Source organism: Microvirga massiliensis (assembly GCF_001006805.1).
In the GTDB taxonomy this organism is placed as follows: domain Bacteria; phylum Pseudomonadota; class Alphaproteobacteria; order Rhizobiales; family Beijerinckiaceae; genus Microvirga; species Microvirga massiliensis.
In genome coordinates, this window is sequence record NZ_LN811354.1 from 110,070 (window position 1) to 136,090 (window position 26,021).

General features: G+C 63.5%; 21 protein-coding genes, 1 tRNA gene and 1 pseudogene. 13 read left to right on the plus strand and 10 right to left on the minus strand.

From position 1 onward, the window contains the following. Position 1 precedes the first annotated feature (1 nt). The 7 genes from BN1233_RS16505 to BN1233_RS16535 form a co-directional block, all read right to left on the minus strand. The gene (locus BN1233_RS16505; protein ID WP_046864714.1) at positions 2-1,138 is read right to left on the minus strand and encodes an ABC transporter substrate-binding protein; all 1,137 of its coding nucleotides are present in this window, start codon (positions 1,136-1,138) and stop codon (positions 2-4) included. A gap of 228 nt (positions 1,139-1,366) precedes the next feature. Then, entirely contained in the window at positions 1,367-2,776 is a 1,410-nt protein-coding gene (locus tag BN1233_RS16510) for a class II fructose-bisphosphate aldolase (RefSeq protein WP_046864715.1), read from the minus strand. Positions 2,777-3,457: 681 nt separating this feature from the next. Continuing rightward, a complete protein-coding gene (locus BN1233_RS16515) occupies positions 3,458-4,267 on the minus strand; it encodes a transporter substrate-binding domain-containing protein (RefSeq protein WP_082145528.1) in 810 nt (269 codons plus the stop codon). 81 nt (positions 4,268-4,348) lie between these two features. Next, a complete protein-coding gene (locus BN1233_RS16520; protein ID WP_046864716.1) occupies positions 4,349-6,229 on the minus strand; it encodes a TRAP transporter large permease in 1,881 nt (626 codons plus the stop codon). A 33-nt stretch (positions 6,230-6,262) separates the two neighbouring features. Further along, positions 6,263-6,883, minus strand: a complete 621-nt coding sequence (locus tag BN1233_RS16525) for a TRAP transporter small permease subunit (RefSeq protein ID WP_046864717.1) — start codon at positions 6,881-6,883, stop codon at positions 6,263-6,265. 151 nt (positions 6,884-7,034) lie between these two features. Then, positions 7,035-8,222 carry a multidrug effflux MFS transporter gene (locus BN1233_RS16530; RefSeq protein ID WP_048708119.1) on the minus strand — a complete coding sequence of 396 codons (1,188 nt, stop codon included), beginning with the start codon at positions 8,220-8,222 and terminating at the stop codon, positions 7,035-7,037. After that, positions 8,219-9,136 carry a DMT family transporter gene (locus tag BN1233_RS16535; RefSeq protein WP_048708116.1) on the minus strand — a complete coding sequence of 306 codons (918 nt, stop codon included), beginning with the start codon at positions 9,134-9,136 and terminating at the stop codon, positions 8,219-8,221. Before BN1233_RS16535 ends, BN1233_RS16530 begins: the two co-directional genes overlap by 4 nt. A gap of 151 nt (positions 9,137-9,287) precedes the next feature. On the opposite strand from BN1233_RS16535, the gene BN1233_RS16540 reads away from it, so the two are divergent. Further along, positions 9,288-11,042: a methyl-accepting chemotaxis protein gene (locus BN1233_RS16540; protein ID WP_048708114.1), complete on the plus strand. Its 1,755-nt coding sequence runs from the start codon at positions 9,288-9,290 to the stop codon at positions 11,040-11,042. 11 nt (positions 11,043-11,053) lie between these two features. On the opposite strand, the gene moaA is transcribed toward BN1233_RS16540, so the two are convergent. After that, positions 11,054-12,088, minus strand: coding sequence for a GTP 3',8-cyclase MoaA (gene moaA, locus BN1233_RS16545; protein ID WP_046864718.1), 1,035 nt, complete (start codon positions 12,086-12,088; stop codon positions 11,054-11,056). 89 nt (positions 12,089-12,177) lie between these two features. On the opposite strand from moaA, the gene BN1233_RS16550 reads away from it, so the two are divergent. Beyond that, positions 12,178-12,552, plus strand: a complete 375-nt coding sequence (locus BN1233_RS16550) for a gamma-butyrobetaine hydroxylase family protein (RefSeq protein ID WP_046864719.1) — start codon at positions 12,178-12,180, stop codon at positions 12,550-12,552. Between the two features lie 258 nt (positions 12,553-12,810). On the opposite strand, the gene BN1233_RS16555 is transcribed toward BN1233_RS16550, so the two are convergent. Then, complete coding sequence (locus BN1233_RS16555; protein ID WP_046864720.1) at positions 12,811-13,401, minus strand: L,D-transpeptidase; 591 nt, start codon at positions 13,399-13,401, stop codon at positions 12,811-12,813. 214 nt (positions 13,402-13,615) lie between these two features. On the opposite strand from BN1233_RS16555, the gene BN1233_RS16560 reads away from it, so the two are divergent. Together BN1233_RS16560 and BN1233_RS16565 are read left to right on the plus strand one after the other, a co-directional pair. Further along, positions 13,616-13,690 (plus strand) — tRNA-Val (locus BN1233_RS16560). A gap of 48 nt (positions 13,691-13,738) precedes the next feature. Continuing rightward, positions 13,739-14,215 carry a copper chaperone PCu(A)C gene (locus BN1233_RS16565; protein ID WP_052763820.1) on the plus strand — a complete coding sequence of 159 codons (477 nt, stop codon included), beginning with the start codon at positions 13,739-13,741 and terminating at the stop codon, positions 14,213-14,215. A 35-nt stretch (positions 14,216-14,250) separates the two neighbouring features. Here BN1233_RS16565 and BN1233_RS16570 read toward each other — a convergent pair whose 3' ends face one another. Further along, positions 14,251-14,955 (minus strand): HAD family hydrolase, encoded by a 705-nt coding sequence (locus BN1233_RS16570; RefSeq protein WP_046864721.1) that lies wholly within the window; start codon positions 14,953-14,955, stop codon positions 14,251-14,253. Between the two features lie 198 nt (positions 14,956-15,153). On the opposite strand from BN1233_RS16570, the gene BN1233_RS16575 reads away from it, so the two are divergent. From BN1233_RS16575 to gltX, 9 genes and pseudogenes are all read left to right on the plus strand, one after another. Then, positions 15,154-15,609 carry a hypothetical protein gene (locus tag BN1233_RS16575; protein ID WP_046864722.1) on the plus strand — a complete coding sequence of 152 codons (456 nt, stop codon included), beginning with the start codon at positions 15,154-15,156 and terminating at the stop codon, positions 15,607-15,609. A gap of 106 nt (positions 15,610-15,715) precedes the next feature. Then, positions 15,716-17,164, plus strand: a complete 1,449-nt coding sequence (locus tag BN1233_RS16580; RefSeq protein WP_046864723.1) for an NAD-dependent succinate-semialdehyde dehydrogenase — start codon at positions 15,716-15,718, stop codon at positions 17,162-17,164. After that, complete coding sequence (rpiA, locus tag BN1233_RS16585; RefSeq protein ID WP_046864724.1) at positions 17,161-17,856, plus strand: ribose-5-phosphate isomerase RpiA; 696 nt, start codon at positions 17,161-17,163, stop codon at positions 17,854-17,856. The genes BN1233_RS16580 and rpiA overlap by 4 nt, the downstream gene beginning before the upstream one ends. A 27-nt stretch (positions 17,857-17,883) precedes the next feature. Continuing rightward, a complete protein-coding gene (locus tag BN1233_RS16590; RefSeq protein ID WP_074078310.1) occupies positions 17,884-18,402 on the plus strand; it encodes a DUF2059 domain-containing protein in 519 nt (172 codons plus the stop codon). A gap of 54 nt (positions 18,403-18,456) precedes the next feature. Beyond that, positions 18,457-19,713: an O-antigen ligase family protein gene (locus BN1233_RS16595; RefSeq protein ID WP_046864725.1), complete on the plus strand. Its 1,257-nt coding sequence runs from the start codon at positions 18,457-18,459 to the stop codon at positions 19,711-19,713. Then, complete coding sequence (gene gor / locus BN1233_RS16600) at positions 19,710-21,095, plus strand: glutathione-disulfide reductase (protein WP_046864726.1); 1,386 nt, start codon at positions 19,710-19,712, stop codon at positions 21,093-21,095. The genes BN1233_RS16595 and gor overlap by 4 nt, the downstream gene beginning before the upstream one ends. A gap of 144 nt (positions 21,096-21,239) precedes the next feature. Then, positions 21,240-22,625, plus strand: coding sequence for a class II 3-deoxy-7-phosphoheptulonate synthase (locus BN1233_RS16605; protein ID WP_046864727.1), 1,386 nt, complete (start codon positions 21,240-21,242; stop codon positions 22,623-22,625). A gap of 271 nt (positions 22,626-22,896) precedes the next feature. Then, positions 22,897-24,631, plus strand: a pseudogene (locus tag BN1233_RS16610) (NAD+ synthase). Between the two features lie 34 nt (positions 24,632-24,665). Beyond that, the gene (gene gltX, locus BN1233_RS16615) at positions 24,666-26,006 is read left to right on the plus strand and encodes a glutamate--tRNA ligase (RefSeq protein WP_046864728.1); all 1,341 of its coding nucleotides are present in this window, start codon (positions 24,666-24,668) and stop codon (positions 26,004-26,006) included. Positions 26,007-26,021 lie beyond the last annotated feature (15 nt).

The following is a 26,021-nucleotide window of genomic DNA, read 5'->3' on the forward strand; positions in this document are numbered from 1 at the left end:
GCTACTTCGCCGATGACAGGATCTTGTTCCACTCTGCCGCGGCATCGTCGAGGGCCTGCTTGGCCGTCTTCTTGCCCTGAACGGCGTTCTGCACCTCGGTGGTCATGATCTTGTTCATCTGGACTGCATTGGGCATCCCCAGGAATGGAGAGCGTGCATTGGGCAGTTCCATCTGTTTCACGAAGGCCTGGAAGAGAGGCTTCTCCTTGAACCAATCCTGGTTGGACACGTCATGCCGCGCCGGGAACGAACCCGTACATCTGGCCCAAATCGCATTGCCTTCAGGCCCAGACATCCAGCGCACGAACTTCCAGGCAGCCTCCTTGTCCTGCGCCTGCGCCGTCACGGTGTTCAACGAGCCGCGAACCATGGTTCCGGTCGTCTCTCCCTTCGGCAGGGTCGTAATATCGTATTTGAGGTTAGGATTGAGCTGCCGCTGAATGGCAATGCCCCATGGCCCCTCAAACATCATCGCGATGTTGCCGGACGCAAAGTTGGCTCTCTTCTCCTTCTCGCCGTTGCTCAGGACCCCAGGCACCGAGATCTTGTCCTTGTTGATCCTGTCGATGTACCACTCGATTGCCTTGACGCCCTCGGGGCTGTTGAAGACGGCGCGGTTCGTCTTCTCGTCGATCAGCGTTCCGCTCGCTTGAAGGATGAGCGGGTAGATCTCATAGGTCATATTCGTCGGCGGCTCGCTCTGTAATGTGCCGGTCACCGCATAGATCTTCTTCTCCGGGTTGGTGACCTTCCGCGCGACTTCCGCAAACTCGTCCCAGGTCTTCGGAGGGCCGGCGATCCCAGCCTCCTTGAAGATCTCGGTGTTGTAGAATAGCGCGACCGCTCCGCTCTCCACGGGGAGATAATACTGCTTGCCGCGCCACTTTTGATGGAACGTGAATGGAATATTCTCCAAAAAGGACTTCGGCTCCTTCGCGATCCAGTCGTCCAGAGGCTCGAGCATGCCGAGGTCGGCGAACTCCGCCACCCAGTCAACTTGGACCATCAGAACGTCAGAGAGCTTCTTGGCCTGGTAGAGCACGAGCGCCTTGTCGTGAAAACCGGTGAACGGCGAGTCAACCAGCACGAGATTGACTTCAGGAGTCGCTTTCTCGAACGCCGACTTGAGTTCAGACATGCACTTCTCGCCGACCTCGGTCGACTTCCATTGAGACCATCGTACCTCTGACGGCGCTGCAACCGAGAATGTTGGTACTGTTAGAATGGATACGATGGAGGCCGTTGCAGTCAGCTTTGACAGAGACGCTGTAAGACGCTTCATGGGTGTTCCTCCTGTAATAATTCTGTTTCCCACACCGAGTGGGCTTGTGCTTGTTATTGGGCTGGTACTTCTGGGTTTCTCCCGTTACTGGTGGCTGAGTGCGCGTGTCAGTGCGCCGGGAATTCCCGGTGGCACCTTCCTCGTTTTGGTGTGCTCGAGAACCAATTCCCGCGTTTGGCCGACATTCATCCAGGTGAACATGTCCCGGAACATGGCTTGCAGCGAGAGCATAATGTCGTCCTGGATGGACTCGGGCAGATCCCAGAACCTCTTCTTCATGACCTTCCAGGACTTCTTGCGCGTGTTGTAGAGGAACTGCGCGTCCGTCTCCCCGGGCACCCTCTCTGCGGGGTGATTTGAAAAGACGTAGTCCTTGATCTCGTCCTTCACCGCCTGTGGCAGGCTCGGATGATCGAAAATGAGATTGTTAAATCCCAGGGCGAGATGGATCTCCACCGCCCCGCTCTCAGGGAACTTGGCGAGCTGGCTGCCGGGGAGTGTCGAGGCTCCGTGCTGCACGGCGCCTGCCATGTTGAATTCCCGCCGGCAGATATCTGAGATCGTCCGCAATGTGTCGTAGTCGACATTCACCCGCGCGAGGGAGCCATCCGGCAGGACCTTTCCGCCGTGATATGTTCCGGAGTTGATGCTGATTTTACTAACCCCAGCGTAGGGTTGCGGCATCTGCTTCAGGAGCTTCGCATAGGTCTCCATGAAAGCTCTGAGCTCTTCAGGTGTCGTATTCTCGTGACCGACTTCACCAATCTCCGCGCCTAGGGAGATCGTAATGCCCTCCGGTTCGATCTCGCGCACGTAGCGGGTGAAATGAGCCGTGATCTCCGCATTGAGGCGCTGCTGATCCTCGATGGTCGGAAGCGAGAGGTCAACGACCGTCGAGGCATCGATATCGATGTTGAAGAAGCCAGCGTCGATCTGCCTGCGCATGATCTCTTCGAGCCGCTGGACCTCCTCTTCTTTCGCCTTCGCATAGCTCTTCGCATCCACCTGGTCGTGGTCAGCCTGCAGAAAGACGGGTCCCGAGTATCCCTCCCTCAGCGCAGCCGCGAGGACGGCGGCCGTATACTCGGCCGGCGGCTGCGCAGCATAGATCGCCTCACCGACCGCCTGCTCGAAGATGAAGAGATGCGCATCTATGTCTTTCGCCGCTCGAAAGACGGCGCGGCACGTCTGGTAGCTCCATCCTCGCAGGTTCATGGCAGGAACCGTTCGTCCAGACCACTTTTCCGCCGCTCGCGCGAGGTACAATTCCTGGACCGAGGCGGGAACCACGCCGGCCGCGAGAGCTGCTTCGCGGATAGCCCAGATTGCAACCTGCCGGGCATCATCGTCTCCGAGAGCTGCTATCCGCGCCCAGCGATCCAGCATCTCGTCAGTCGGCCGAATGCTCTTTGACAGAGTTGGCCGACCGTTCTCGACGATCATGTTGATGCTCTTGAGGTCCATCAACAAATCAGTGAGCGAAGAACATTCCATCAGCCGAATCCTCTTGAAGTCTATCTAGAGATGAATCTCGCCCCAGGGCGTCACGGGCGCACCGCGGTGCTCTCGTCCATAGGACCGGAATGCCTGGGCGTCTGGGTCCAGGCTCTATCGGGCCGATCATCGGCAGGGAAAGCAATGCCTTCTGTTGAATGGTCACCCCGGGCGAGGCCGCCCACGTAATCGCAGTGGCCGTCGTCGCATCTCCTCCCTCCTTGAGGTAGCTCTCCGTGGTCCACTGGATCCGCGCGCAGCAGTTGCCGGGGCCTGGCTACCGTGATCTTTGACCTCATCATGGTGAGGCAGAAATTGCTTGTCCAGAGTGTTTTCAGGTCGGGTGGTTTCCGACAGGCCGTCAGCGCGGCACAAAATCGGGATCGATTCCACGCAGGTGGAAGGTCTCTAGAGTTCATGGGAGAGGCTGAGCGCAATACGTTCTCTCCTCCCGTACTTTGCGAGTTCGAGACGTTGCAGCAGAAGAAAATCGAGGTCTACGACACACCGTCGAATCTCGGAGCCTCGTTCACCGTCTCGATCGAGAAAGTTCTTGGCGAAACAGTAGAAGTCCGGGTCTGGCACGGGCGCCCCACCGACGAAGGTTGGTCATCCTGGAAAGGCTGGGACAACCAGATGGGGCCGCGGCTCGACGTCGAGTCTCCAGCGATGGACGCCGACTTATGGGCGCAGATCGATCGAGAAATGCCGTTTGCGGATCTCGTCGTAGGTTCCGTCCGTCAGCACCTGCCCGATGGCGCGATCGAACGCTTCAACGAGTTCCGTGTCCTCCTTGCGGAATCCGATCCCGACACCGGAGTCGAAATAGGCCGGGGCCTGTGGGGCATCGCCGACGAACTTGCAGCACGCCCCTTCACGGCTCTCCAGGAAGCGGGCCAGGGCCAGCTTGTCGCCAAGCACGAGATCGAGGCGGTCCATCAGGAGATCGAGATTGGCTTCGTCGATCTTCGCGAAGGGCACGATCTCGGACTCGGTATAGAGGTCCTTCAGGAACGCAGCCTGGGGCGAGCGGTCTACGACGCCGATGCGCAACCCGGCGAGTCCGGCCGGCGACGTCTCCCGCGGTTCGGCGTCCTGCTTACCCACGAAGGCCGATGGCACACGATAGTAAGGCCGCGAGAAAGCGATCCGCTTCTGGCGCTTCTTGGTGATCTCGAGCGATGACATGATCGCGTCGTATTCGCGGTTGATGAGCCCGCGGATCATCCCGTCCCATTCACGAACGACGAGCGTGCACCGCAAATGAGCGGCGGCACAAAGCGTCTTGGCGAGTTCCGGCTCGAATCCCTGAAGCTCTCCGGCCTGATCGAGATAATTGAACGGCGGGTACGCCCCCTCGACGGCGATCCGCACGTCCGGTACCGCGGGGAGAGGGGCCTGAGCTACGGACGCCGATGGCCACAGGCAGCACGCAAGCAGCGCGACGGCGAGCGCCACGACCCGGATGCGTATCGCCTTGGCCAGGGTCATGGCCTCGGCGGCACTTCGATGCGGATTTGCCGAGCTGCGGAGCGTCGAGCGAGCCTCCCGGGTCATTCCAGCACGGTGGCCTCAGAACTTCGGCGGAGCGAGATCGAGGTCCGGAAGGCCGCCGCCGGGCTGATCGAGGCCCGGGATGACGAGATCGTCGAGCTTCTTCTGAACTGCGGCCGGATCGATCTTTGTCGCCGAACTCTTGTAGTGCAGCACCATCTGCGGAAAAAAGACCACCAGTCCCACCATGATGAGCTGAATGATGACGAAAGGCACTGCGCCCCAGTAGATCTGGCCCGTGGTGATCGGCTCCATCCGCTTGCCGGTGACACGATCGATATAGGACTCCTTCGCCGCGACCGATCTCAGGAAGAACAGCGCGAATCCGAAGGGCGGATGCATGAACGAGGTCTGCATGTTCACGCCCAGGATGACGCCGAACCAGATCAGGTCGATCCCGAGCTTGTCCGCGGCCGGTCCGAGGAGCGGAATGATGATGAAGGCGAGCTCGAAGAAGTCGAGGAAGAACGCCAGGAAGAAGACGAGGACGTTGACGAAGATCAGGAAGCCGACCTGACCGCCCGGCAACGAGGTGAGCAGGTGCTCGACCCAGATATGCCCGTTGACGCCGTAGAAGGTGAGCGAGAAGACGCGCGCGCCGATCAGGATGAAGAGCACGAAGGCTGAGAGTTTCGCCGTCGACTCGGTCGCCTGGCGGACGAGCGTGAAGTTGAGGCGCTTGGGATTCCTGTCGATGTAGCGCTTTGCCAAGGCGAGGATCAGCGATCCCAAGGCACCCATGGCGCCGCCTTCGGTGGGAGTCGCGACACCGATGAAGATCGTCCCGAGCACGAGGAAGATGAGGAGAAGCGGCGGCACCATCACGAAGGTGACCTGCTCTGCCATCCGCGACATCAGGCGCAGGCCGGTGAAGCGCTCCACGAGACCGACGACCAATGCATAGAGCGCGCCCGCTGCGACCATCTCCATCATGAGGCCGGGCGTCCGGTGGCCCGTGCGCAGCAGGTAGAGGTAAACGCCAATCAGGGCGGCCGTGACGAGCGCCGACAGCACGATACGGCGCGCGCCGAACAGCCGGTTCATGAGCGCACAGATGAGAGCCGTGACGGTCGCAACGCAGATCGTCAGGATCACGAAGTCGGCGCCGGCGCGAGTGTCCGTCTGGGACATCACGTAATAGCCGACGAACCCCGAGAACAGCACCAGGACACCGAGCTGCCAGACCCCGCGGGCCCCATCGGGCTCGCGATATCCGATCGCCTCCTGGGGAAGGCCCGGGCCAGCCTTTGGGAAGAGCATCGTGACGCCGAATACATACGACGCATAGAGGCCCGAGAGCACCAGGCCCGGGATGAAGGCGCCCTCGTACATGTCGCCGACGGAGCGGCCGAGCTGATCGGCCATCACGATGAGGACGAGGGACGGCGGGATGATCTGCGCCAGCGTGCCCGATGCCGCGATCACGCCCGTGGCGAGGCGTCGGTCATAGCCATAGCGGAGCATGATCGGCAGCGAGATCAGCCCCATCGAGATCACCGAGGCGGCCACGACGCCGGTCGTTGCCGCGAGCAGCGCACCGACGAAGATCACGGCATAGGCGAGGCCGCCGCGGACGGTGCCGAAGAGTTGCCCGATCGTGTCGAGCAGGTCCTCGGCCATCCCGGAACGCTCGAGGATGAGCCCCATGAAGGTGAAGAAGGGGACCGCGAGGAGCACCTCGTTGCCCATCGTCTGGTAGACGCGCTCGGGAAGCGCCTGCAGGAGGGGCCAGTCGAGGCGGATGACATCCGGGGCGAGAGGAGCGAGCTCGACCGCGATGACGAAGAAAAGAAGGCCGTTGGCCGCAAGGGCGAAGGCAACCGGATATCCGAGCAGCAGGAATATCACCAGCGCCGCGAACATGATCGGCGCCAGGTTCTGGGCGATCAGGTGGGTCATGGACGAGAGCTCCGACGAATTTTGGGGTGCGGCCTAGCGGATGCCGTCGCCCGGTGGCGTGCCGTCCTGCGAAGTGGCGATTTCCTGCACGAGGCGCTCGGCCTCCACTTCGGCGGACGCCTGATGCCCCGGTGAGGCATGCTCATCCTCGATGATGCCTCTCATAATGGCGATCCTTTTCACGAGCTCGCTGAACCACTGCAGCGCCAGCAGGACGAACCCGATCAGGATCAGCCCCTTCGCGGGCCAGATCAGCAGTCCCCCGACATTGGTGGAGACCTCACCGGATTCATAGGAGCGCAGAAAGAATGGCAAGGACAGGTAGATCATCACCGCCACGAAGGGCAGCAGGAAGAACACATGCCCGAAAATGTCGATCCAGTCCCGCCCGCGCTTCGGGAGGAGGTTCGAGATGATGTCGATCCGGATGTGCTCGTTGGCCTTCAGCGTCCAGGCGGCGCATAGCATGAAGACGGCGCCGAAGAGATACCATTGCAACTCGAGCCAGGCATTCGACGAGGTGCCGAACACCTTCCGGATGATGGCATTCACGGCCGAAACCAGGACCGCAAGGACGATCGCCCAGGCGACGGTCCGGCCGATCCACTCGTTCAGAGTGTCAATGAGCCGGCTGACCCTCAGAAGTGCTGGCACGGTCCGTCCCCGGAAAGCTCAAGCTGTTGGAGATGATTACCGGGTCGTTACCTGATCGAAAGACCTGAAACAAGCTGACCTTACGGCTGGTCCGGCGAAGGATCACCCGAGCGAGACCGGCCCGGGTCCAGTATTCGGGCCGGGCATCTCGTCAGGCCCGGGCGCGCGGCAGGAGCGACAGCGAGGCCCAGCCGGTGAGCACGAGGGCGAGCATCACGGCAACCAGGGCTGCCGGCCAGATTGGAACCAGGTATCCGACCAGAATGCTCGCGATTGCGCCGAAGCCGAGCTGGGTTGCTCCGACGAGGCCGGCGGCCGCGCCGGCAAAGTCCGGACGCACCGAGAGGGCCGAGGCCGTTCCACCGGGGATCGTCATGCCGTTGCCGACCGCATTCAGCGCGAGGGGAACGAACAATGTCGCCGGAGTCCAGGGGAGGACGAGAAGGCAAACCGCTTCGAGCAGCACCGACACGACCGAGAGCACGATCCCGATCCGTGCGAGCCGCTCGCTTCCGAGCCGTTGTCCGAAGCGCCCGGAAACGAAGTTGCCGACCATGTAGCCGATCGCGTTGAGCATGAAGAAGAACCCGTAGACGTCGGGCTCTCGGCCCATGTGCTCGACGACTACGTAAGGAGCCCCCGCGATGAAGGCGAAGAAGGACGCGCTCGTGAAGGCAAGCGCCAGGGCATGGCCGAGGAAAACCCGGTCCCGGAGAAGATCGGGATAACCCCGGATGAGCGCATACAGCCCGCTGGATTGAGTTCTGGGCGCGGTCTCCGACAGAAACGCTACGGAGCCCGCGATCACGACCAGCGAGAACACGACGCAAGCCCAGAAGATGGAGCGCCAGCCGAACTCTGCATCGAGGAAGCCGCCGATCAGGGGAGCGACCATCGGCGCGAGGACCATCACACTCGCCAGATAGCCGAGGAGGCTCGCGGATTCGTCCTTCGAAGCCGTGTCCCGCACGACGGCGCGCGAAAGCGCGAAACAGGTGCCGCCGCCCGCCGCCTGCACGGCCCTTGCGACGAGGAGCAATGTGATTTCCTGGGCAAGCGCCCCAAGGAGCGAGCCGAGAGCGAAGAGAGCAGCCCCGGCGAGAATGCAGGGGCGCCGCCCGACTTTGTCCGAGATCGGCCCGACGACGAGCTGGCTCAAGGCCACTGTCACGAGATACACCGTGAGCGTGAGCTGGACGGTCGCGTAGTCCGTCGCCAGCGAGCGGGCGAGGGCAGGGGTCGCCGGGGCGAGCACGTTCAGCGCGAAGGGCTGCAACATCGAAATCGCGATCAGCACCGACAGGGGCGGCCGGTTGCTCCTGCGCATCGTCGCCCTCACGGCTTATCTCCTGCGCCGATAGCGGGCGTCAGGGAGGCGCTCTCGGGACTGCAGACTCGCTGCTCCCGGTAGAACGTGTAGAGGCCGCTCATAACGATGAGGCCTATCCCAACCAGGGCTGCGGCATCGGGAATGTCTCCGAAGACCGTGATGCCGATCAGGAGGGAAAGCGGCACCACCGTGTACCGGAAGGGAGAGACGACCGCGACGCTCCCGATCCGGAATGCCACGATGATCGAGAGATTGCCGAGCGTGACGAGGATAGCGGCCACGCCGAGGAGCATGATCTCTCCGAGAGCGAGTGGCTGCCAGGTTTCCTTGAAGGCCATGAGGAAGCCCAGGAGTGTCACCGAGCCCGCAGCGGAGAGAGTGACGACGATCGTGGGCACATGGGCCGCGACCTGTCGGGTCAAGAGATCACGGAAGGCAATCAGAGTGGCGGTCAGAAGGGTCAAGGCCTCGGCAGGCTGGAACCCGGCTGGGCTCGGCTTGCAGATCAGGATCACGCCGGCGAACCCGACGATGACTGCGAGCCAGCGGCGAATGCCCACCCGCTCGAGACCGAGAATGACGGCGAGCAGCGTGATGACGATCGGGGTCGCCTGCAGGATGGCCGTGATGTTCGCGAGCGGGAGGTCATGGAGTGCCGTGATGAAGGTGACTGCGACCAGCGCCTCGAGCACCGCTCGCCCGGCGAGGACGGGCCTGGCGAGTTCGCGCAGGTGGACGATGTGCCCGCCCGCAATGACGAGCGTGAGCGCGATCGCGACACCGAACACTCCGCGAACGGCCATGATCTCGCCTGGCGGGAGCGCCACCGTTGCAATCTTCAGAAGAGTGTCATTGAGCGTGAAGAAGGTCATCCCCGCCAGCATCGCGAGGATGCCGCGGCGATTGGCTGAGGCGGTGATCAACGAAGGCTCCTGATCGGCACCTCTGATAGGCCGGCCGGGGCCACTTCGTCGAGGTGGCGCGTGGCATGGCTCGCCTGCTCCGTGCGGATCGGCACCTTAGCGGTTCATTAACGATGATCGGCGAAAATGCCTTCCCGACCCGCATCTGTCCATGGCTGCCGCAGTGATCTCCGTACTCCGCCGCAAGGTGCAGTCTCCCGAGCCGGCTCGCTCCGCTCCACCGTCGGAACCGCCTCCGCTGCCGGAACCCGTCCGCTCACTAGACGGCGAGATGATCGACAGCCTCGAAGCGGATGTCTCGCGCGCGATCCGTCAGGTGACAGAGGCCATTCGCACGGCCAGCCATGAGGTGAATGCCACCCGGGACGATCTCTCTGAGATCCACGGCAGCATGGTGGATCTTGTCGCTGCGGGAAGAAGGGCGGCCTCGCAGGCGCTCGGACTCGCAGCCTCGACGGAAGAGCTGGCAGCCGCGTCGGGGGAGATTACCGGGGCGATGAATCTTGCCGATGCGAGGATTGCCGAGGCGGTCAGAGTTGCGGAAGGCGCGAACGGGCTGATCGCGGAACTCGCCCGTGCGACCGTCGAGATCGCCGGCATCGTCGACACGATTGCTGCCGTGGCCCGTCAGACCAACCTTCTGGCCCTGAATGCCACGATCGAGGCCGCGCGCGCCGGCTCGGCCGGCAAGGGGTTTGCTGTCGTGGCGAGCGAGGTGAAGACCCTTTCCGTGGAGACCGGGAGGGCGGCGAACGATATCCGGGAGCGGATCGCACATCTCCGGGAGCGTGCCGAGGCCTCGATCGGATCCGTCGAGACGGTGTTGTCGGTTATTCACGATGTCCGGCCGGTCTTCACCAATGTCCGAACCGCAGTCGACGAGCAAAACGCATCCCTGTCCGAGCTGGCCGCCAGGGCGACGGAAGCATCCTCTTTCGTCGAGCATGTCAGCGAGCGCGCCCAGTCGGTCGATGAGATTGCCGAGCGAGCAGCCAGCCGAATCACGAGAGCGGACGAAGCGGCGGCGCTGGCCAGCGACCAGGCGCAGACCCTCTCACGACGCTTCATCGCCGTGATCCGACAGAACGAGATCGGCGACCGCCGGCGCTATGACAGGTTTCCTGCGGAGATCGCCGTGCGCATCGTTTCGAATGCGGCGTCGGCCGCAGCCAGGACAATCGATATAGGCGCGGGCGGCCTGCTGCTCGAGGCTTCCGGCGGCCTCACGCCACAGGTCGGCACGATTCTCGAAGCCGATGTCGAGCGGATCGGCGGGGTCTCTCTGCGCGTCGTGGCAGCGAGCGGAATGGGAGTGCATTGTGCCTTCGGCCCCATGGAGTCCGACGTCCAGCGCCGTCTCGACGACGTCATTGCCGAGATCGAGACTGGTTACCGGCCGCTGATTTCCGCTGCCAAGGAGACGGCACGGCAGATGGAACTTGCGCTCGAGCAGGCGGTCACGAAGGGCAGGCTTGCTCGCGAAGCGCTTTTCGACGCGGATTACCGACCGATCCAGGGGACGGATCCCCAGCAATTCGAGACGCGCTCTCTGAAGGTGCTCGAAGATCTCCTTCCCGCCATCCAGGAGCCGCTGCTCGCGGCCGACCGACGGATGGTGTTCTGCGTCGCGATCGATCGGAACGGCTACATTCCGGTGCACAACCGCGCCTATTCCCAACCGCAGCGGCCCGGTGACACCGTCTGGAACACCGCGAATTGCCGGAACCGGCGCATCTTCGACGATCGCGCCGGGATCACGGCGGCGCGCTCGACACGCCCCTTTCTCGTACAGAGCTATGCCCGTGAGATGGGTGGCGGGGTCACGGTGATGATGCGCGAGGTGGATGTGCCGATCCACCTCTTCGGCCGCCACTGGGGCGGCTTCCGGACGGCATACAAGCTCTGATCCCGGGTTCGTCAGCCGCCGGTAACGCTCATGTGACGGCCGACGGCCGGACGGTTCCGCCGCCGATCGATCACGAAGTCATGGCCCCGCGGCTTGCGGGCGATCGCGGCCTCGATGACCTCGTTGAGCCGGTCGTTCGCTTCGGACATGCGCAACGGCGCCCGGAGATCGGCGGAATCCTCCTGGCCGAGGCACATGTAGAGCTGCCCGGTGCAGGTCACACGGACGCGGTTGCAGCTCTCGCAGAAATTGTGGGTCATCGGCGTGATGAACCCGAGCCTGCCGCCCGTTTCGCTGATCCGGACATAGCGGGCCGGGCCTCCCGTGCGATAATCGAGATCCGTGAGCGTGTAGCGTTCCTGCAGGCGCGCGCGCACCTGCGAGAGCGGCAGGAACTGGTCGACCCGTTGAGTTTCGATTTCGCCGAGAGGCATGACCTCGATCAGGGTGAGATCCATTCCGAGGCCGTGCGCCCATTCGATGAGCGTTTCGATCTCGTCCTCGTTCACGCCTTTGAGCGCGACGGTGTTGATCTTCACCTTCAGCCCGGCCTCGCGCGCCGCGTCGATGCCGGCCAGGACCTTTCCGAAATCACCCCAGCGCGTGATCGTCCGGAATTTGTCCGCATCGAGCGTGTCGAGCGACACGTTGATCCTCCGGATGCCGTATCCCGCCAGTTGCTCCGCGTAGCGGGTGAGCATCGAGCCGTTGGTCGTGACCGTCAGCTCATCCAGCGCGCCGTTTGCAAGATGCCGCGAGAGGCTCCCGAACAGGGTCATGATGTCACGGCGGACGAGAGGCTCGCCACCGGTGATGCGGAGCTTCTTCACGCCACGATCGACGAACGCGGAGCAGAGCCTGTCGAGTTCTTCCAGCGTCAGAAGATCCCGCTTCGGCAGAAACGTCATGTCTTCGGACATGCAATAAACGCAGCGGAAATCGCAGCGGTCCGTCACCGAGACGCGCAGATACTCGATCCGGCGCCCGAACGGGTCCATGAGCGGCTCGGGGGTGGATGTCAGGATGGCGCTTGGGTCTTCGAGCATTCCAATTGTATTCGTTGTCGGGCTGCACCAGGGTCGCCCTACCTTAGATGGTGGGCCGGTCCCGTCAAATCATGGCCGGAGGAGGCATAATGAACCCGAAACGCTGGCCAACGGAGCTTCGGCTCGCGAAGGATCGCCGGCTCCTGACGATCACCTTTGACGATGGCGCGCGATTCGATCTGCCGGCCGAGTACCTCCGGGTGACGAGCCCGTCCGCCGAGGTCCAGGGACATAGCCCTTCGGAGCGCAAGACGGTGCCGGGCAAGAAAAACGTCGAGATCCTCGCTGTCGAGCCCGTCGGCAACTATGCCGTCAAACTCCGCTTCGACGATCTTCACGATACCGGGATCTACGGATGGGATTATCTCTACGAGCTGGGTCGTGACCAAGCCGAAAGATGGCAGAATTATCTCGCGGACCTCGACGCCAAGGGGCTATCGCGGGATCCGACGCGACGCAACTGACCCGGATTCTCCAGGTGTGGAGGCACTCTGGGCTTTTCCGTCACCGCGCGTGAGGGAGAAGCGATCCAGGTGTCGTGTGGCCCTAAGTCTGGATCTCTTCACTTCGTTTACAATGACGGAAGCGGGTCCAGCGCTCCTCCCTTTCTCATGCCCTACACGCCATCGCGAGCACAGCGAAGCGAGCCAGGCCACCGTCTAAGACTGGATCGCCTCGCCTGCGGCTCAGGAGGGCGAGAGGGCTGTTGAAGAACCGGCTCGTCAGTTGAGCACGACCACGCGCGTGCCGACCTTCACCCGATTATAAAGATCAATCACATCCTCGTTCGTCATGCGGATGCATCCGGAGGACACGGCCTGCCCGATCGTCTCCGGCTCGTTCGAGCCATGGATGCGATACAGGCTCCCGCCAAGATAGAGTGCCCGTGCCCCAAGAGGATTGTCCGGGCCGCCCTCCATGTAGCGGGGAAGGTCGGGGCGTCGACGGAGCATCTGTGCGGGCGGACGCCAGTCGGGCCATTCACGCTTCATGGTGACCCTCCTGGTACCGGCCCACTCGAAACCGGGTCGCCCGACCCCGATCCCGTAGCGGATCGCCTCTCCGTTCCCGAGCACATAATAGAGTCGACGCTCGTCCGTGGAGATGACGATCGTTCCCGGCGCATAGCGGTCACTGAATGGCACCACGGCCCGCGGAACAGGAGAGGCCTGAGCCCTGTAGGCCTGATCGTCGCCGGAGCCGTAGAGCGGTTGCCGGGTCAGCGGATCGATCTCGAAGAACGCCGCCGCTGGCGTAGCTGCCATAGCAAGGGCGAAAACAAGGCCGCAGAATGCGCCGCGTGTTGGTGTCATGTCTGCCTCTGATGTCCCAGCGATATTTCTTTGGCTAGAACGCAATGGTCACGCTCCGGATCCATCGTCGCTTGAGCTTGCTGCCCACTTTAATGGCCAAGCTGCCACATTTCGGTTACCGGCTGCCGTGCTCGACCGCACACAGCGGAGCGACGCTGGGACGACTTCGGCGCTTGACGGCACCGGCTAAGGCCCTCTAGAGAATTCGCCTTCAGGGCGCGTAGCTCAGCGGGAGAGCATTCGCTTCACACGCGAAGGGTCACAGGTTCAATCCCTGTCGCGCCCACCATCCGTTTCACGCAATCGTGAAGCCAAGCCTGTCGATGCGGAGGACGCTTTGAGGGCTGTCGTTTTCGCTGCCTTGCTCATGGTCGGGCTCGGCTGGCTCGTTCCCGTTCAGGCCTCGGATCCCACGATCGTCGTGCGCGACGGCTGGTCCCGTGCCACGCCCGGTGGCGCGAAGGTCGGCGCCGGGTACCTCGTAATCGAGAATCATGGCGATGCGCAGGATCGGCTTCTCGCCGTCGAGATGGCTGTTGCCGGACGTGTCGAGATTCACGAGACGACGGAAAGCGGCGGGGTGACGCGGATGCGCCAGGTCCAGAACGTGCCGATCTCGCCCCACGGGAAGGTCGAACTGCGCCCAGGCGGACTCCACCTGATGCTGATGGACCTCCGGAACCCGCTGCGCGAAGGGGATCGCCTGGATGGCGTGCTCGTGTTCGAGCGCGCCGGAAGGATCCCTGTCCAGTTGCAGGTCGAGAAGATCGGAGCACCTGCCAGCAGCGGCCACGAGAGCCACTCCTCCCACTGATCGCCTCTGCGGCGAGGAGGCGCCGCAGTTTCAGGTCAGGCGTTCGCCACGGCGGGCATGGGCGTCGGGATGATCGCCTCGACGGCATCGAACAGCCGATCATAGTGGTCGATCAGGACGTCGGGCTCGAGCTCCTGAACGGGGCGGTCCGTGTATCCGAAAGTAACGGCGATGACGGGGATGCGGGCGGCCTTGGCGGTCGTGATATCCGTGATCGAGTCGCCGACCATTACGGCGCGAGAGGGATCGCCGCCGGCTTGCTCAATGGTGAGCAGCAGATGCCGCGGATCCGGCTTTGCATACGGAAAGCTGTCGCGTCCGCAGATCGCGCGAAACCGTGATGCGATTCCGAGGCCCTCGAGCAGTTCGATCGAGTGATGCTCGTATTTATTGGTGCAGACAGCCAAAGCGAAGCCGGCGTCTTCGAGGCGATCGAGGGCCGCCACGACCCCGGGAAACAGGCGCGTGTCGACGCAGAGGTTCCGGCCGTAATGGTCGAGGAACAGCCGATGCAGTTCGTCCAGCTGGTCCGAGGAGACGCTCCGCCCCGCGACCGCCAATCCCCGCTCGATGAGTGCGCGGGCCCCGGCTCCCACGAGGGTACGGCCCTCCTCGAGAGACAGGGCCGGCAGACCCTCGGATTGGAGGACGACATTGAGCGTCGCGATCAGATCATAGATCGTGTCGGCCAGAGTGCCGTCGAGGTCGAAGACCGCGATGGGGGAGCGATGGTCGGACATCCAGCTTGGCTAGCCGCAACGGATGGGTCGATCAAGCCATCGTGAACCGATCCTCCGGATCTGTTGCGGAGATGCCGCACGGTCGGCGAGGCACCGTCCGAAGGGGCATCCAGGATATCGGATAGCCGGGAGCGGCCGAGTGAGTCCGGCCTCCCGAGTGGTAACCTGCCCGCCTGATTCGTGATCAAGGACCTCCCGATGTATGTGACGTTCCTCCGGCCGCGCTTGATCCGCTGGAGCGCCGCCGCGGCAGCTCTTGCCGTGGTCGGCCCGGCAGCCGCCGCGTCGTTCGACTTCGTGCCCGCACCCCAGACCGACTTGAACCGGATTTACCGGATCGATCGCGTGACCGGCGAAGTGACCTCCTGTCAGTATGGTCTCCAGGAGGGAACGGTCGGAGGGACCTTGTGTTACGGAGCCGGCGAGGGGGCCGGAGCGCAGACTCCGGGAGAATACGGCCTCGTCGCATCGCGCCACGAGCGTGAAGGGGGTGTATTCCGGGTCAACTATCGAACGGGCGAGATGAGCGTCTGCTACGTCTTCGAGGAGCGCGTCGTCTGCACGCCTCAGACGAATCCCCCGACGCCGCCCCCCATACCAGCCGAAGCCGGACAGATGCCCGGGCGGTCCGGCCCGGCACCGCAGCGGCCCTGATTCCCGAGAGCGGCGCCTTCGGCGTTCGGCCAGTGCGGTCCGGTTCTTCTCCCGGTCCGGCCTGCATGCTAGACGCGGGTCGATCGCTGCAGCTGGAGGGTCTGCCATGAAATTGAACGACGCATCTCTTCTGAAGGATCGTTGCTTTGTCGGCGGCGCCTGGATTGGCGAGCCGAGGGAAGAGGTCGACAATCCTGCGACTGGAGAGGTCGTTGGCCGGGTCCCGCATTTTGGCGAGGCCGAGGCCGTTCGTGCCGTCGAGACCGCCGAAGAAGCGTTCAAGTCCTGGTCGCGCAGGCTCGCCAAGGAACGGTCGCAGATCCTGCGGCGCTGGTTCGACCTGATCCTCGCCAACAAGGAAGATCTCGCCCTCCTGATGACGAGCGAGCAGGGGAAGCCCCTGGCGGAGGCCCGGGGCGAGGTCGATTATGCCGCATCCTTCGTGGAGTTCTATGCCGAGGAGGCCAAGCGCGTTTACGGCGAGACCATCCCGAGTCACCGGCCCGACTCGCGCATCGTCGTAATCAAGCAGCCGATCGGCGTCATTGCGGCGATCACACCGTGGAATTTCCCCGCGGCCATGATCACGCGCAAGGTCGCGCCGGCGCTCGCCGCCGGATGCACGGCCGTGATCAAGCCGGCTCCGGAAACCCCGCTCACGGCGCTTGCCCTCGCGGCACTCGCCGAGCGCGCCGGGATCCCGCCCGGAGTTCTGAACATCATCACGGGTGATGCTCCTGCCATCGGCGGTGTCCTCACATCGCACCCGGCCGTGCGCTTCGTCGGCTTCACGGGCTCGACGGAGGTCGGCAAGCTTCTCATGCGGCAGGCCGCTTCGACGGTGAAGAAAGTCGCACTCGAGCTCGGCGGCAACGCACCCTTCATCGTGTTCGACGACGCCGATATCGAGGCCGCTGCGGAGGGGGCCATCGTCTCGAAGTTCCGCAACATGGGGCAGACCTGCGTCTGTGCGAACCGGATCTACGCACAGGCCGGGATCTACGACGAGTTCGTGGCGGCCCTTGCCAAGAAGGTCATGGACCTGAAGGTCGGCAATGGCCTCGAAGTGGGCGTGACCCAAGGCCCGCTCATCACCATGGATGCGATCGACAAGGTCGAGCGCCACATCGCCGACGCCGTCGGGCAGGGCGCGAAGGTCGTCGTCGGCGGCAAGCGCCATGAGTTGGGACGCAGCTTTTTCGAGCCGACGGTGCTCTCCAATGTGTCGACCCGCATGCTCGTCACGCGCGAGGAAACCTTCGGCCCCGTTGCGCCGGTCTATCGTTTCGAGGACGAGGAAGATGTGATCGCCCAGGCGAATGCCACCGAATACGGGCTCGCAGCCTATTTCTATGCGCGCGATCTCGGGCGCGTGTTCCGGGTCGCAGAGGCGCTCGATTACGGCATGGTCGGCGTCAACACGGGGCTTCTCGCAACGGAAGTCGCACCGTTCGGTGGCGTGAAGGAATCCGGGATCGGGCGCGAGGGATCGCGCCACGGCATGGAGGAATTCGTCGAGATGAAATACATGCTTCTCGGTGGGCTCGACCGGTGAGCGATACTCTGAAGCGCAGAGCGGCGGAGCGCGCCGTCGCTCTCGTCGGAGAAGGGTTTCGCGTAGGCCTCGGCACCGGCTCGACGGCGCGCCATTTCGTTTCACTGCTCGGCGAACGCGTGCGAGGCGGCCTCGGCATCATCGCCGTTCCGACTTCGGAGACGATCCATGCCCAGGCCACCGAGGAAGGCATTCCGCTCACGACACTCGACGAGACACCAGAACTCGACCTCACGGTCGATGGTGCTGACGAGCTCGATGGCGACTTGCGCCTCATCAAAGGCGGCGGTGGTGCTCTCCTGAGGGAGAAGATCGTGGCGGCGGCGAGCAAGCGCATGATCGTCATCGCCGACGAGTCGAAGCGCGTCGATGTCCTCGGCCGGTTTCCGCTGCCGATTGAGGTGGTCCCGTTCGGGCTTGCGGCGACGCGCCGCTCGGTCGAGAACTGCCTGCGGCGCATGAATCTGCCCGATGAGACGAGCCTCAGGATGGCCGCCAACGGAGAGCCGTTCCTCACCGATGGTGGGCATTACATTCTCGATGCGAAGCTCTTGCGCATCGACCGGCCGGAGGAGCTTGCCGCTTCCTTGCAGGCGATCCCCGGCGTGGTCGAGCACGGTCTGTTCATCAGCCTTGCGACCGGCGCGATCGTCGCAACCGCGAGCGGCGTCGACGAGATCGGCCGCGTCTGACCGAATTCAATCCTGATCTGGAGTTACATGATGATCCGTTCCACGCTGCGATGCGCTGCGACCTGCCTCGCACTCATGCTCGTCCAACTTCCGGCCTCGGCTCAGACAGCCGGGCAGGGCACGAATTTCTCTGCGCAGCATCTCGTTTACGCACGGGAAGTGGCAGCTGCCTCGGGCCTCACGAAGCCGCTCGATGCTATCGTGCAGGATACCCTGCGTTCCCTCGAGCAGATGAACGTCACGCGGCCCGAGATCCGGAAAGATCTCGATGTCGTGGTCGAGATCATCCGTCCGGAGATCGAGAAGCAGAAGCAGCAGATGGTCGAGTTGGCGGCGCGCACGGTTGCGGGCCGAATGACCGAGGACGAGCTTCGTCAGGTTGCCGCTTTCTTCAAGTCTCCGGTCGGGCAGAAATATCTTGAGACCGAGCCGCTGATTCTTGGCGATTTCGTGCGCGATATGGGCACCTGGACGCAGAACGTCGCAGAATATGCGATGCACCGGGCTCGCGACGAGATGGGCAAGAGAGGGCACGCCCTCCAATAGAGGCCCGGCCAGGCACTCGGATCTGGTGATGCCATGCGAGAGGAGCATCCCGCCATGACGGTCGCATCGTCGATTCGGGCTTCGTATGACGAGTCGGCGACATGGATCGCCCCCCGCCTCTGGCAGGGTGCGATCCTGTCTCTCGTGCTCCTGCCGGTCGGGATGGCGATCGCACACCGTTCGAGCCCAGTTTTCCTGACTGTTGCTGCCTTGTTCTGCGCTGCGGCGACCTGCGCGGAGAGCGGCGTCGCTGCGTTGCTCGGACGCATGCTGCGCGCGGCTCGTTCCCCGCTCGGAATGGCGGTCCTCGCTGCCCTCGCGTGGTGCATCCTGTCACTTCTCTGGAGCGGCGCTCCGCTCCTGACGATCAGAGCGCTCGGTGAGTTCTGGCTGTCCGTCCTCGCTGGATTCGTTCTGTTCCTCACTCTTCCGCCTCACCTTGGTCGCAGCGCATATCTCGGGCTCGCCTTCGGGATCATCGTCGCGAGTGTCATCATCCTTACTGATCTTTCGAGTGGCCTCGCCTTGCGTCAGGCCATTGGTGTGCGATCGGCCAGCTTCATCCATAACCGGCCGGCGCTCACGCTGCTGTTGGGACTCGTGCCGCTCCTTACCCTGGCGATACTTCGCCCGGGCGCGGTGAATCGAATCGTCGTCGGACTTGCAGCGCTCGGCGTTCTCGGGGTCGTGGCGATCTCGGAAAGCGGAGCCGCACGTCTTGGAGCGCTGGTGGCCATCGCGGTGGTGGCGATTGCCCGCACGTCCCAGCGGGCATGCGCCGGAATGCTGGCCCTCGCCCTCGCCTCCGCGATTCTGCTCGCTCCGCTCACCGGGCCGATTGCCGGAGCGCTCATTCCTGCTCGACTTCATCAGGCCTTGGCTGCCAGCAACTCGCAGGCGCGCGTCGAAATCTGGCAGAGCTTCGGCGCAGCAGTGGCGGCGGAGCCCTGGCTCGGAGCAGGATTCGGGACGAGCGCCCGCATGGGCGATCTTCCGGTAGCCGAGGAGGTTGCTCCTGAGCGTCGCGAACTCCTTGGCGCGAGCCATGCGCACAATGCGGCGCTGCAGATCTGGGTCGAGCTCGGTTTCCCGGGAGCGCTCATGGCTCTTGCGATCGCCCTGCTGGTCCTCCGTTGCGCCGCCCAGGGCAGCGGCATCATGCCGACTGCCGAGCTTGCATTTCTCGCGGTTGTCGCCTCCGTGTCCCTGATCGGACACGGCGCCTGGCAAGCCTGGTGGGCTTCGTCGGTAGCTGCTGCCTTGGTGTGGCTCCGGGGCGTGCGCATGCGGGAGCAGGGGATGATCGGATGAGCAACTTCGACGTCGATCTCTTCGTCATCGGTGGTGGCTCCGGAGGCGTCCGGGCGGCGCGGATCGCTGCGGGCTATGGGGCACGGGTCGTGGTCGCCGAGGAATACCGCGTCGGCGGGACCTGCGTGATCCGCGGATGTGTCCCGAAGAAGCTTCTCGTCTATGCAAGCCGGTTCTCGGACGATTTCGAGGATGCGGCGGGCTTTGGCTGGACGGTCGAGAAGCCCCGTTTCGACTGGCCTACGCTGATCCGCAACAAGGACCGGGAGATCAGTCGCCTCGAAGGCATCTATCGCTCCAATCTCGAGAAGGCCGGAGTCGAGATCATCGACTCGCGTGCGGTGATCGAGGATGCCCATACGGTACGGGTGCTGAGCACCGGCGCCCGCGTGCGGGCGCGATACATTCTGGTTGCTGTCGGGGCTCGGCCGTCGCTCGAACCCGCGATTCCGGGAGGTGAACTCGGGATCACATCGAACGAAGTCTTCGATCTCGCCGAGCAGCCGCGCCGCATCCTGGTCATCGGCGGCGGCTATATCGCCGTGGAATTCGCCGGCATCTTCCGAGGGTTGGGCAGCGAGGTGACGCTCGTGCATCGCGGAGACAAGCTGCTGCGCGGCTTCGACGAGGACATTCGCGATGCGATTGGCGACGCCTACGCCCGTGGCGGGGTTCGCCTCAGGCTCGGACGCACCGTCGATCGGCTCGATCGCCGGGGCGGTGCCATCCAGGCAACGCTTTCCGACGGCGAAGTCCTCGAATTCGATACCGTCCTCGGCGCGACGGGTCGCCGCCCGAACATCACCGGCCTTGGGCTCGAGACGGCCGGAATTGAGGTCGACGCGGTCGGCGCCATTCCCGTGGATGCCTATTCACAGACCATCACGCCCTCGATCTACGCCGTCGGGGATGTCACCAACCGGGCCAATCTCACTCCGGTGGCGATCCGTGAGGGGCATGCCTTTGCGGATACCGTGTTCGGCGGAAAGCCGACGATCGTCGATCACTCGATCATCCCCACCGCCGTCTTCTCGACTCCGGAGATCGGCGTGATCGGGTTCAGCGAGGTGGCGGCCCGCAAGCTCCATGGAGAGATCGACGTCTACCGCACGAGCTTCCGGCCCATGCGCGCAACGCTATCGGGGCGTGATGACCGCGTTCTCATGAAGCTCCTCGTCGACAAGGCGACGGACCGGGTCGTCGGGGTCCACATCATGGGAAGCGATGCCGGTGAGATGATCCAGCTCGCGGGCATCGCCGTCACCATGGGAGCCACGAAGGCGGATTTCGACCGCACGATTGCCGTGCACCCGACCGCTGCCGAAGAACTCGTGACCATGCGGACCCCGGTCGTCGTGAAGACGCCCGTTTCAGTTGGCTGATGGGCCGCTACTCTGCTTTCATCTCGCAAGAGGAGTATCGGCCGATCAGCCGCAAGCGCCGCTCTCGCCTTTCGGGGAAGGTTTCGTGTATAGGTCCGGCGCCATGGGGGCGGTTCGAAACTGGGGTGTCGAAGGAAACGGGTCATGAGCGAGCGTTGGACGCCGGATAGCTGGAGAAATAAGCCAATCCAGCAGGTGCCCGTTTATGCGGACGAGAAAGCCCTCGGGCAGGTCGAGCAGCAGCTCGCCGGGTTTCCGCCTCTGGTGTTTGCCGGTGAGGCTCGCAAGCTGAAGCGCTCCCTTGCCAAGGTTGCAGCAGGTGAATCCTTCCTGCTTCAGGGTGGCGATTGCGCGGAGAGCTTCGCCGAGCATTCGGCCGACAATATCCGCGATTTCTTCCGCGTATTCCTTCAGATGGCCGTGGTCCTTACCTTCGCGGGCGGCTCGCCGGTGGTGAAGATCGGTCGGGTCGCCGGCCAGTTCGCGAAGCCGCGTTCTGCACCGACGGAGACCGTCGATGGCGTCGAACTGCCGAGCTACCGGGGAGACATCATCAACGATATCGCGTTCACGGGGGAGGGGCGTGAGCCGGATCCGCGTCGACAGCTGATGGCCTACCGGCAGGCTGCCGCGACTCTCAATCTCCTCCGCGCCTTCGCGACCGGAGGTTATGCCAACCTCGAAAACGCGCATCGCTGGATGCTGGGCTTCGTCAAGGACAGCCCGCAATCATCCCGCTATCGCGAGCTCGCGGAACGCATCACCGAGACGATGGACTTCATGAAGGCGATCGGCATCGATCCCGAAGTCCATCCGGAGATGCGCACAACGGACTTCTACACGAGCCACGAAGCGCTGCTCCTCGGCTACGAGCAGGCGATGACCCGGGTGGATTCGACTACAGGCGACTGGTACGCGACTTCGGGACACATGCTCTGGATCGGAGATCGCACCCGCGACCCCGATGAGGCGCATGTCGAATATGTGCGCGGCATCAAGAACCCGATCGGGCTCAAATGCGGGCCGAGCTTGACGCCTGATGGCCTGATCCGCCTGATCGATGTTCTCAATCCGGAGAATGAGCCTGGCCGGCTCACGCTGATCTGCCGCTTCGGTGCGGACAAGGTGTTCGATCACTTGCCTGCTCTCATCCGTGCGGTAAAGCGCGAAGGCCGGACGGTGATCTGGTCATGCGATCCGATGCACGGCAATACGATCAAGTCTGCGTCGGGCTACAAGACGCGGCCCTTCGAGATGGTGATGGGAGAGGTGAGGAACTTCTTTGCCGTTCACCAGGGGGAGGGCACGCATGCGGGTGGCGTACACCTCGAGATGACCGGCAAGAATGTCACGGAATGCACGGGTGGTGCTCGAGCCGTGACGGATGCCGACCTGCGGGATCGCTATCACACCTATTGCGATCCGCGCCTCAATGCGGATCAGGCTTTGGAGATAGCGTTCCTCACTGCAGAACTCATCAAGCGCGAACGTCAATCTCGCGGACGGCCTCACCCAGTCGCGGCCGAGTGATTTCTCGTCCGAGACTGGAGTCGGCCTCTCGGGCTCAGCTCAGATAGCCGAGGAAGAACAAGATCAGGATGATCGGCAGCGGAATGCCGATCAGCCAGAGAAGACCACCTTTCAGCATCGTCAAACTCCAGGTTGATGTCCGTGGACAACGGCCTCACCTGGGGCGGGTTCCCTGTCACGCTTCCTCTCAAGGGATAGGGGCGGCGTCTGGCATGCGATCGCTCATGCGGCTCGTTGCTGCCCGAGCAGCCACGCGCTACATGCGGCAATCATGTCGCAGAACTCCCTGAAGATAGCGCTCGCGCAGCTCAATCCGACCTTGGGCGACGTCTCGGCGAACGAGAACAAGGCGAGGGCCGCACGCGCCGAAGCCGCCCGCCTCGGCGCCGACCTCGTCATGTTCCCAGAACTCTTCCTGGCCGGATATCCGCCCGAGGATCTCGTCCTGAAGCCGGCCTTCCAGGATGCCTGCCGGCGGAGCTGCGAAGCCCTGGCTCGCGAGACAGACGACGGCGGGCCGGCCGTCCTGATCGGGCTCCCCTGGGCAGAAGCGGGAGACCTCTTCAACGCTTATGCACTCCTCGACAGAGGCGTGATCGCCGCCGTGCGATTCAAGGTGGATCTTCCGAACTACGGTGTGTTCGACGAGAAGCGGGTGTTCATACCCGGCCCTCTTCCGGGACCCGTTGCGGTTCGCGGCGTGCGGATCGGCATCCCGATCTGCGAGGACATCTGGAAGGAAGAGGTCGTCGAGTGCCTTTCGGAGACCGGGGCGGAATTGCTGCTCGTTCCCAATGGCTCGCCGTACTGGCGCGGCAAGACGGATGAACGCTTCAGCATTGCGGCGGCACGCGTCACCGAGAGCCGGCTGCCTCTCGTCTACCTCAATCAGGTCGGGGGGCAGGACGAACTCGTCTTCGATGGCGCCTCGTTCATCCTGAACGCCAATGCCGAACTCGCCTGTCAGCTGCCGGCCTTTGCGGAAACGGTGGCGCTGACGGAGTGGGAACGCGTCGACGGCGAATGGCGATGCTGCAAGGCGCCCGTAACGACGGTCGAGGAGGGTGAACAGGCGGATTATGCAGCCTGCGTTCTCGGGTTGAGAGACTACGTCGAGAAGAACCGATTTCCCGGCGTGGTGCTTGGGCTCTCCGGCGGGATCGATTCGGCCTTGTGCGCGGCCATGGCCGTGGACGCGCTCGGGTCCGAGCGCGTGCATTGCGTGATGCTGCCCTACCGCTACACCTCGAACGAGTCTCTCTCGGATGCAGCCGCCTGCGCCGAGGCGCTCAAGGTTCGCTACGATATCGTTCCGATCGCTTCCGCGGTGGAGGGCATAGAAGCAGCCCTTGCACCCATTTTTCAGGGACGGACGAGGGACATCACCGAGGAGAATATCCAGAGCCGCGCCCGCGGCACGATCCTGATGTCGATCTCGAACAAGTTCGGTCCCATGGTGGTGACGACCGGAAACAAGTCCGAGATGTCCGTCGGATATGCAACGCTCTACGGCGACATGAATGGCGGGTTCAACCCAATCAAGGATCTCTACAAGATGGAGGTCTTTCGCCCTGTGCGCCTTGCGCAATCGCTGGACGCCGGCAGGCGCCCTTGGCCCGGATGGCGTCGTCATTCCTTCGAACATTATCTCGAAGGCGCCGAGCGCGGAGCTACGCGAGAACCAGAAGGACCAGGATTCCCTGCCGCCTTACGAGGTGCTCGATGCGATCCTCGAGGATCTCGTGGAGCGGGAGCTGCGCGTCTCGGACATCGTCGCGAAGGGGTTCGATCTCGAGACGGTGTGCAAAGTCGAACGGCTCCTCCTGATTGCCGAATACAAGCGGCGGCAATCCGCTCCGGGGGTCAAGGTCACGCGCCGAAGCTTCGGGCGCGACCGGCGCTATCCAATCGTCAACCGCTTTCGCGATACGGGAGATCCGCCCTTCCAGTCGAACGGGACCGTGTCACCGCCGCTCAATCCGAGAGCCCAGAGTTTCGACGTCTGAGCCGACAGGCATCAGCGCGCAATCGTGAGAATCCATGTCAACGCCCCGCGTTCGCTTCGCTCCATCGCCGACGGGCCGCCTCCACATCGGGAATGCGCGCACTGCTCTTCTCAACGCGCTGTTCGCGCGACGGACGGGCGGCACTTTCATTCTGCGGTTCGATGATACTGATGTCGAGCGATCCCGTCCCGAATACGCAACCGCCATCGAAGAGGACCTCGCATGGCTCGGTATCCCGCCCGGCCTCGTGGTGCGCCAGTCTGAGCGGTTTTCCTTCTATGACGAGGCGGCCGACCGTCTGCGGAGCATGGGGCGCCTCTATGCTTGCTATGAAACCCAGGAGGAGCTGGAGTTTCGCCGCAGGCGCCAGTTGGCTCGCGGTCTGCCGCCGATCTACGATCGGGCAGCGCTTTCGCTCAGCGATGAGGATCGCAGGAAGCTCGAGGCGGACGGTCGCCGGCCGCACTGGCGCTTCAAGCTCGATCATCGCACGATCGAGTGGCAGGACATGGTTCGCGGCGCGAGCCATGTGGACTGCGCTTCCCTGTCTGATCCTGTTCTGGTGCGGGAAGACGGCACCTATCTCTACACGCTGCCGTCGGTCGTCGACGACATCGCCCTCGCAGTCAGCCACGTGATCCGTGGCGAGGATCACGTCACGAACACGGCGGTGCAGATCCAGCTCTTCGAGGCCTTGGGTGCTGCGCCTCCGATTTTCGCGCACCACAACCTCCTTACCACGGCGAGTGGCGAGGGGCTGTCGAAGCGTCTGGGGCACCTGTCGCTGTCGAGCCTGCGGGAGAGCGGGTTCGAGGCTGCTGCCGTGGCATCGCTCGCGGTCCTGGTCGGTTCTGCGGAATCGGTGCGGGCTGTCGCCGACCTCGATCAGCTCGCCGAACTCGTCGATTTCGCTCATATCTCGCGTGCTCCTGCACGCTTCGACGAGGCCGAGCTCGACCAGCTGAACGCCCATCTCGTTCACGAGATGCCCTATTCTGCCGTCCGCGACCGTCTCGCTGCGCTCGGCATTGGCGGGGGCGAGGCGTTCTGGATGGCCGTCCGTTCGAACCTCACGAAGGTCGCGGACGCCGTTTCCTGGTGGAAGATCATCGACGGCGAGATCACACCCGAAATCGAGGATCCCGGCTTCACGAAAGCGGCGGCGCAACTGCTTCCGCCGGAGCCGTGGAACGAGTCCACATGGAAAACCTGGACCGAGGCCGTCAAACGCGAGACCGGCGCTCGTGGGCGCGCCTTGTTCATGCCGTTGCGCCGCGCTCTGACCGGGCTCGATCACGGGCCGGAACTCGCCGTGCTCCTGCCGCTGATCGGTCTCGAGAAGGCAAAAGCACGCCTATCCGGCGCGGCGGCCTGAGCCGCCGAGCCGGCG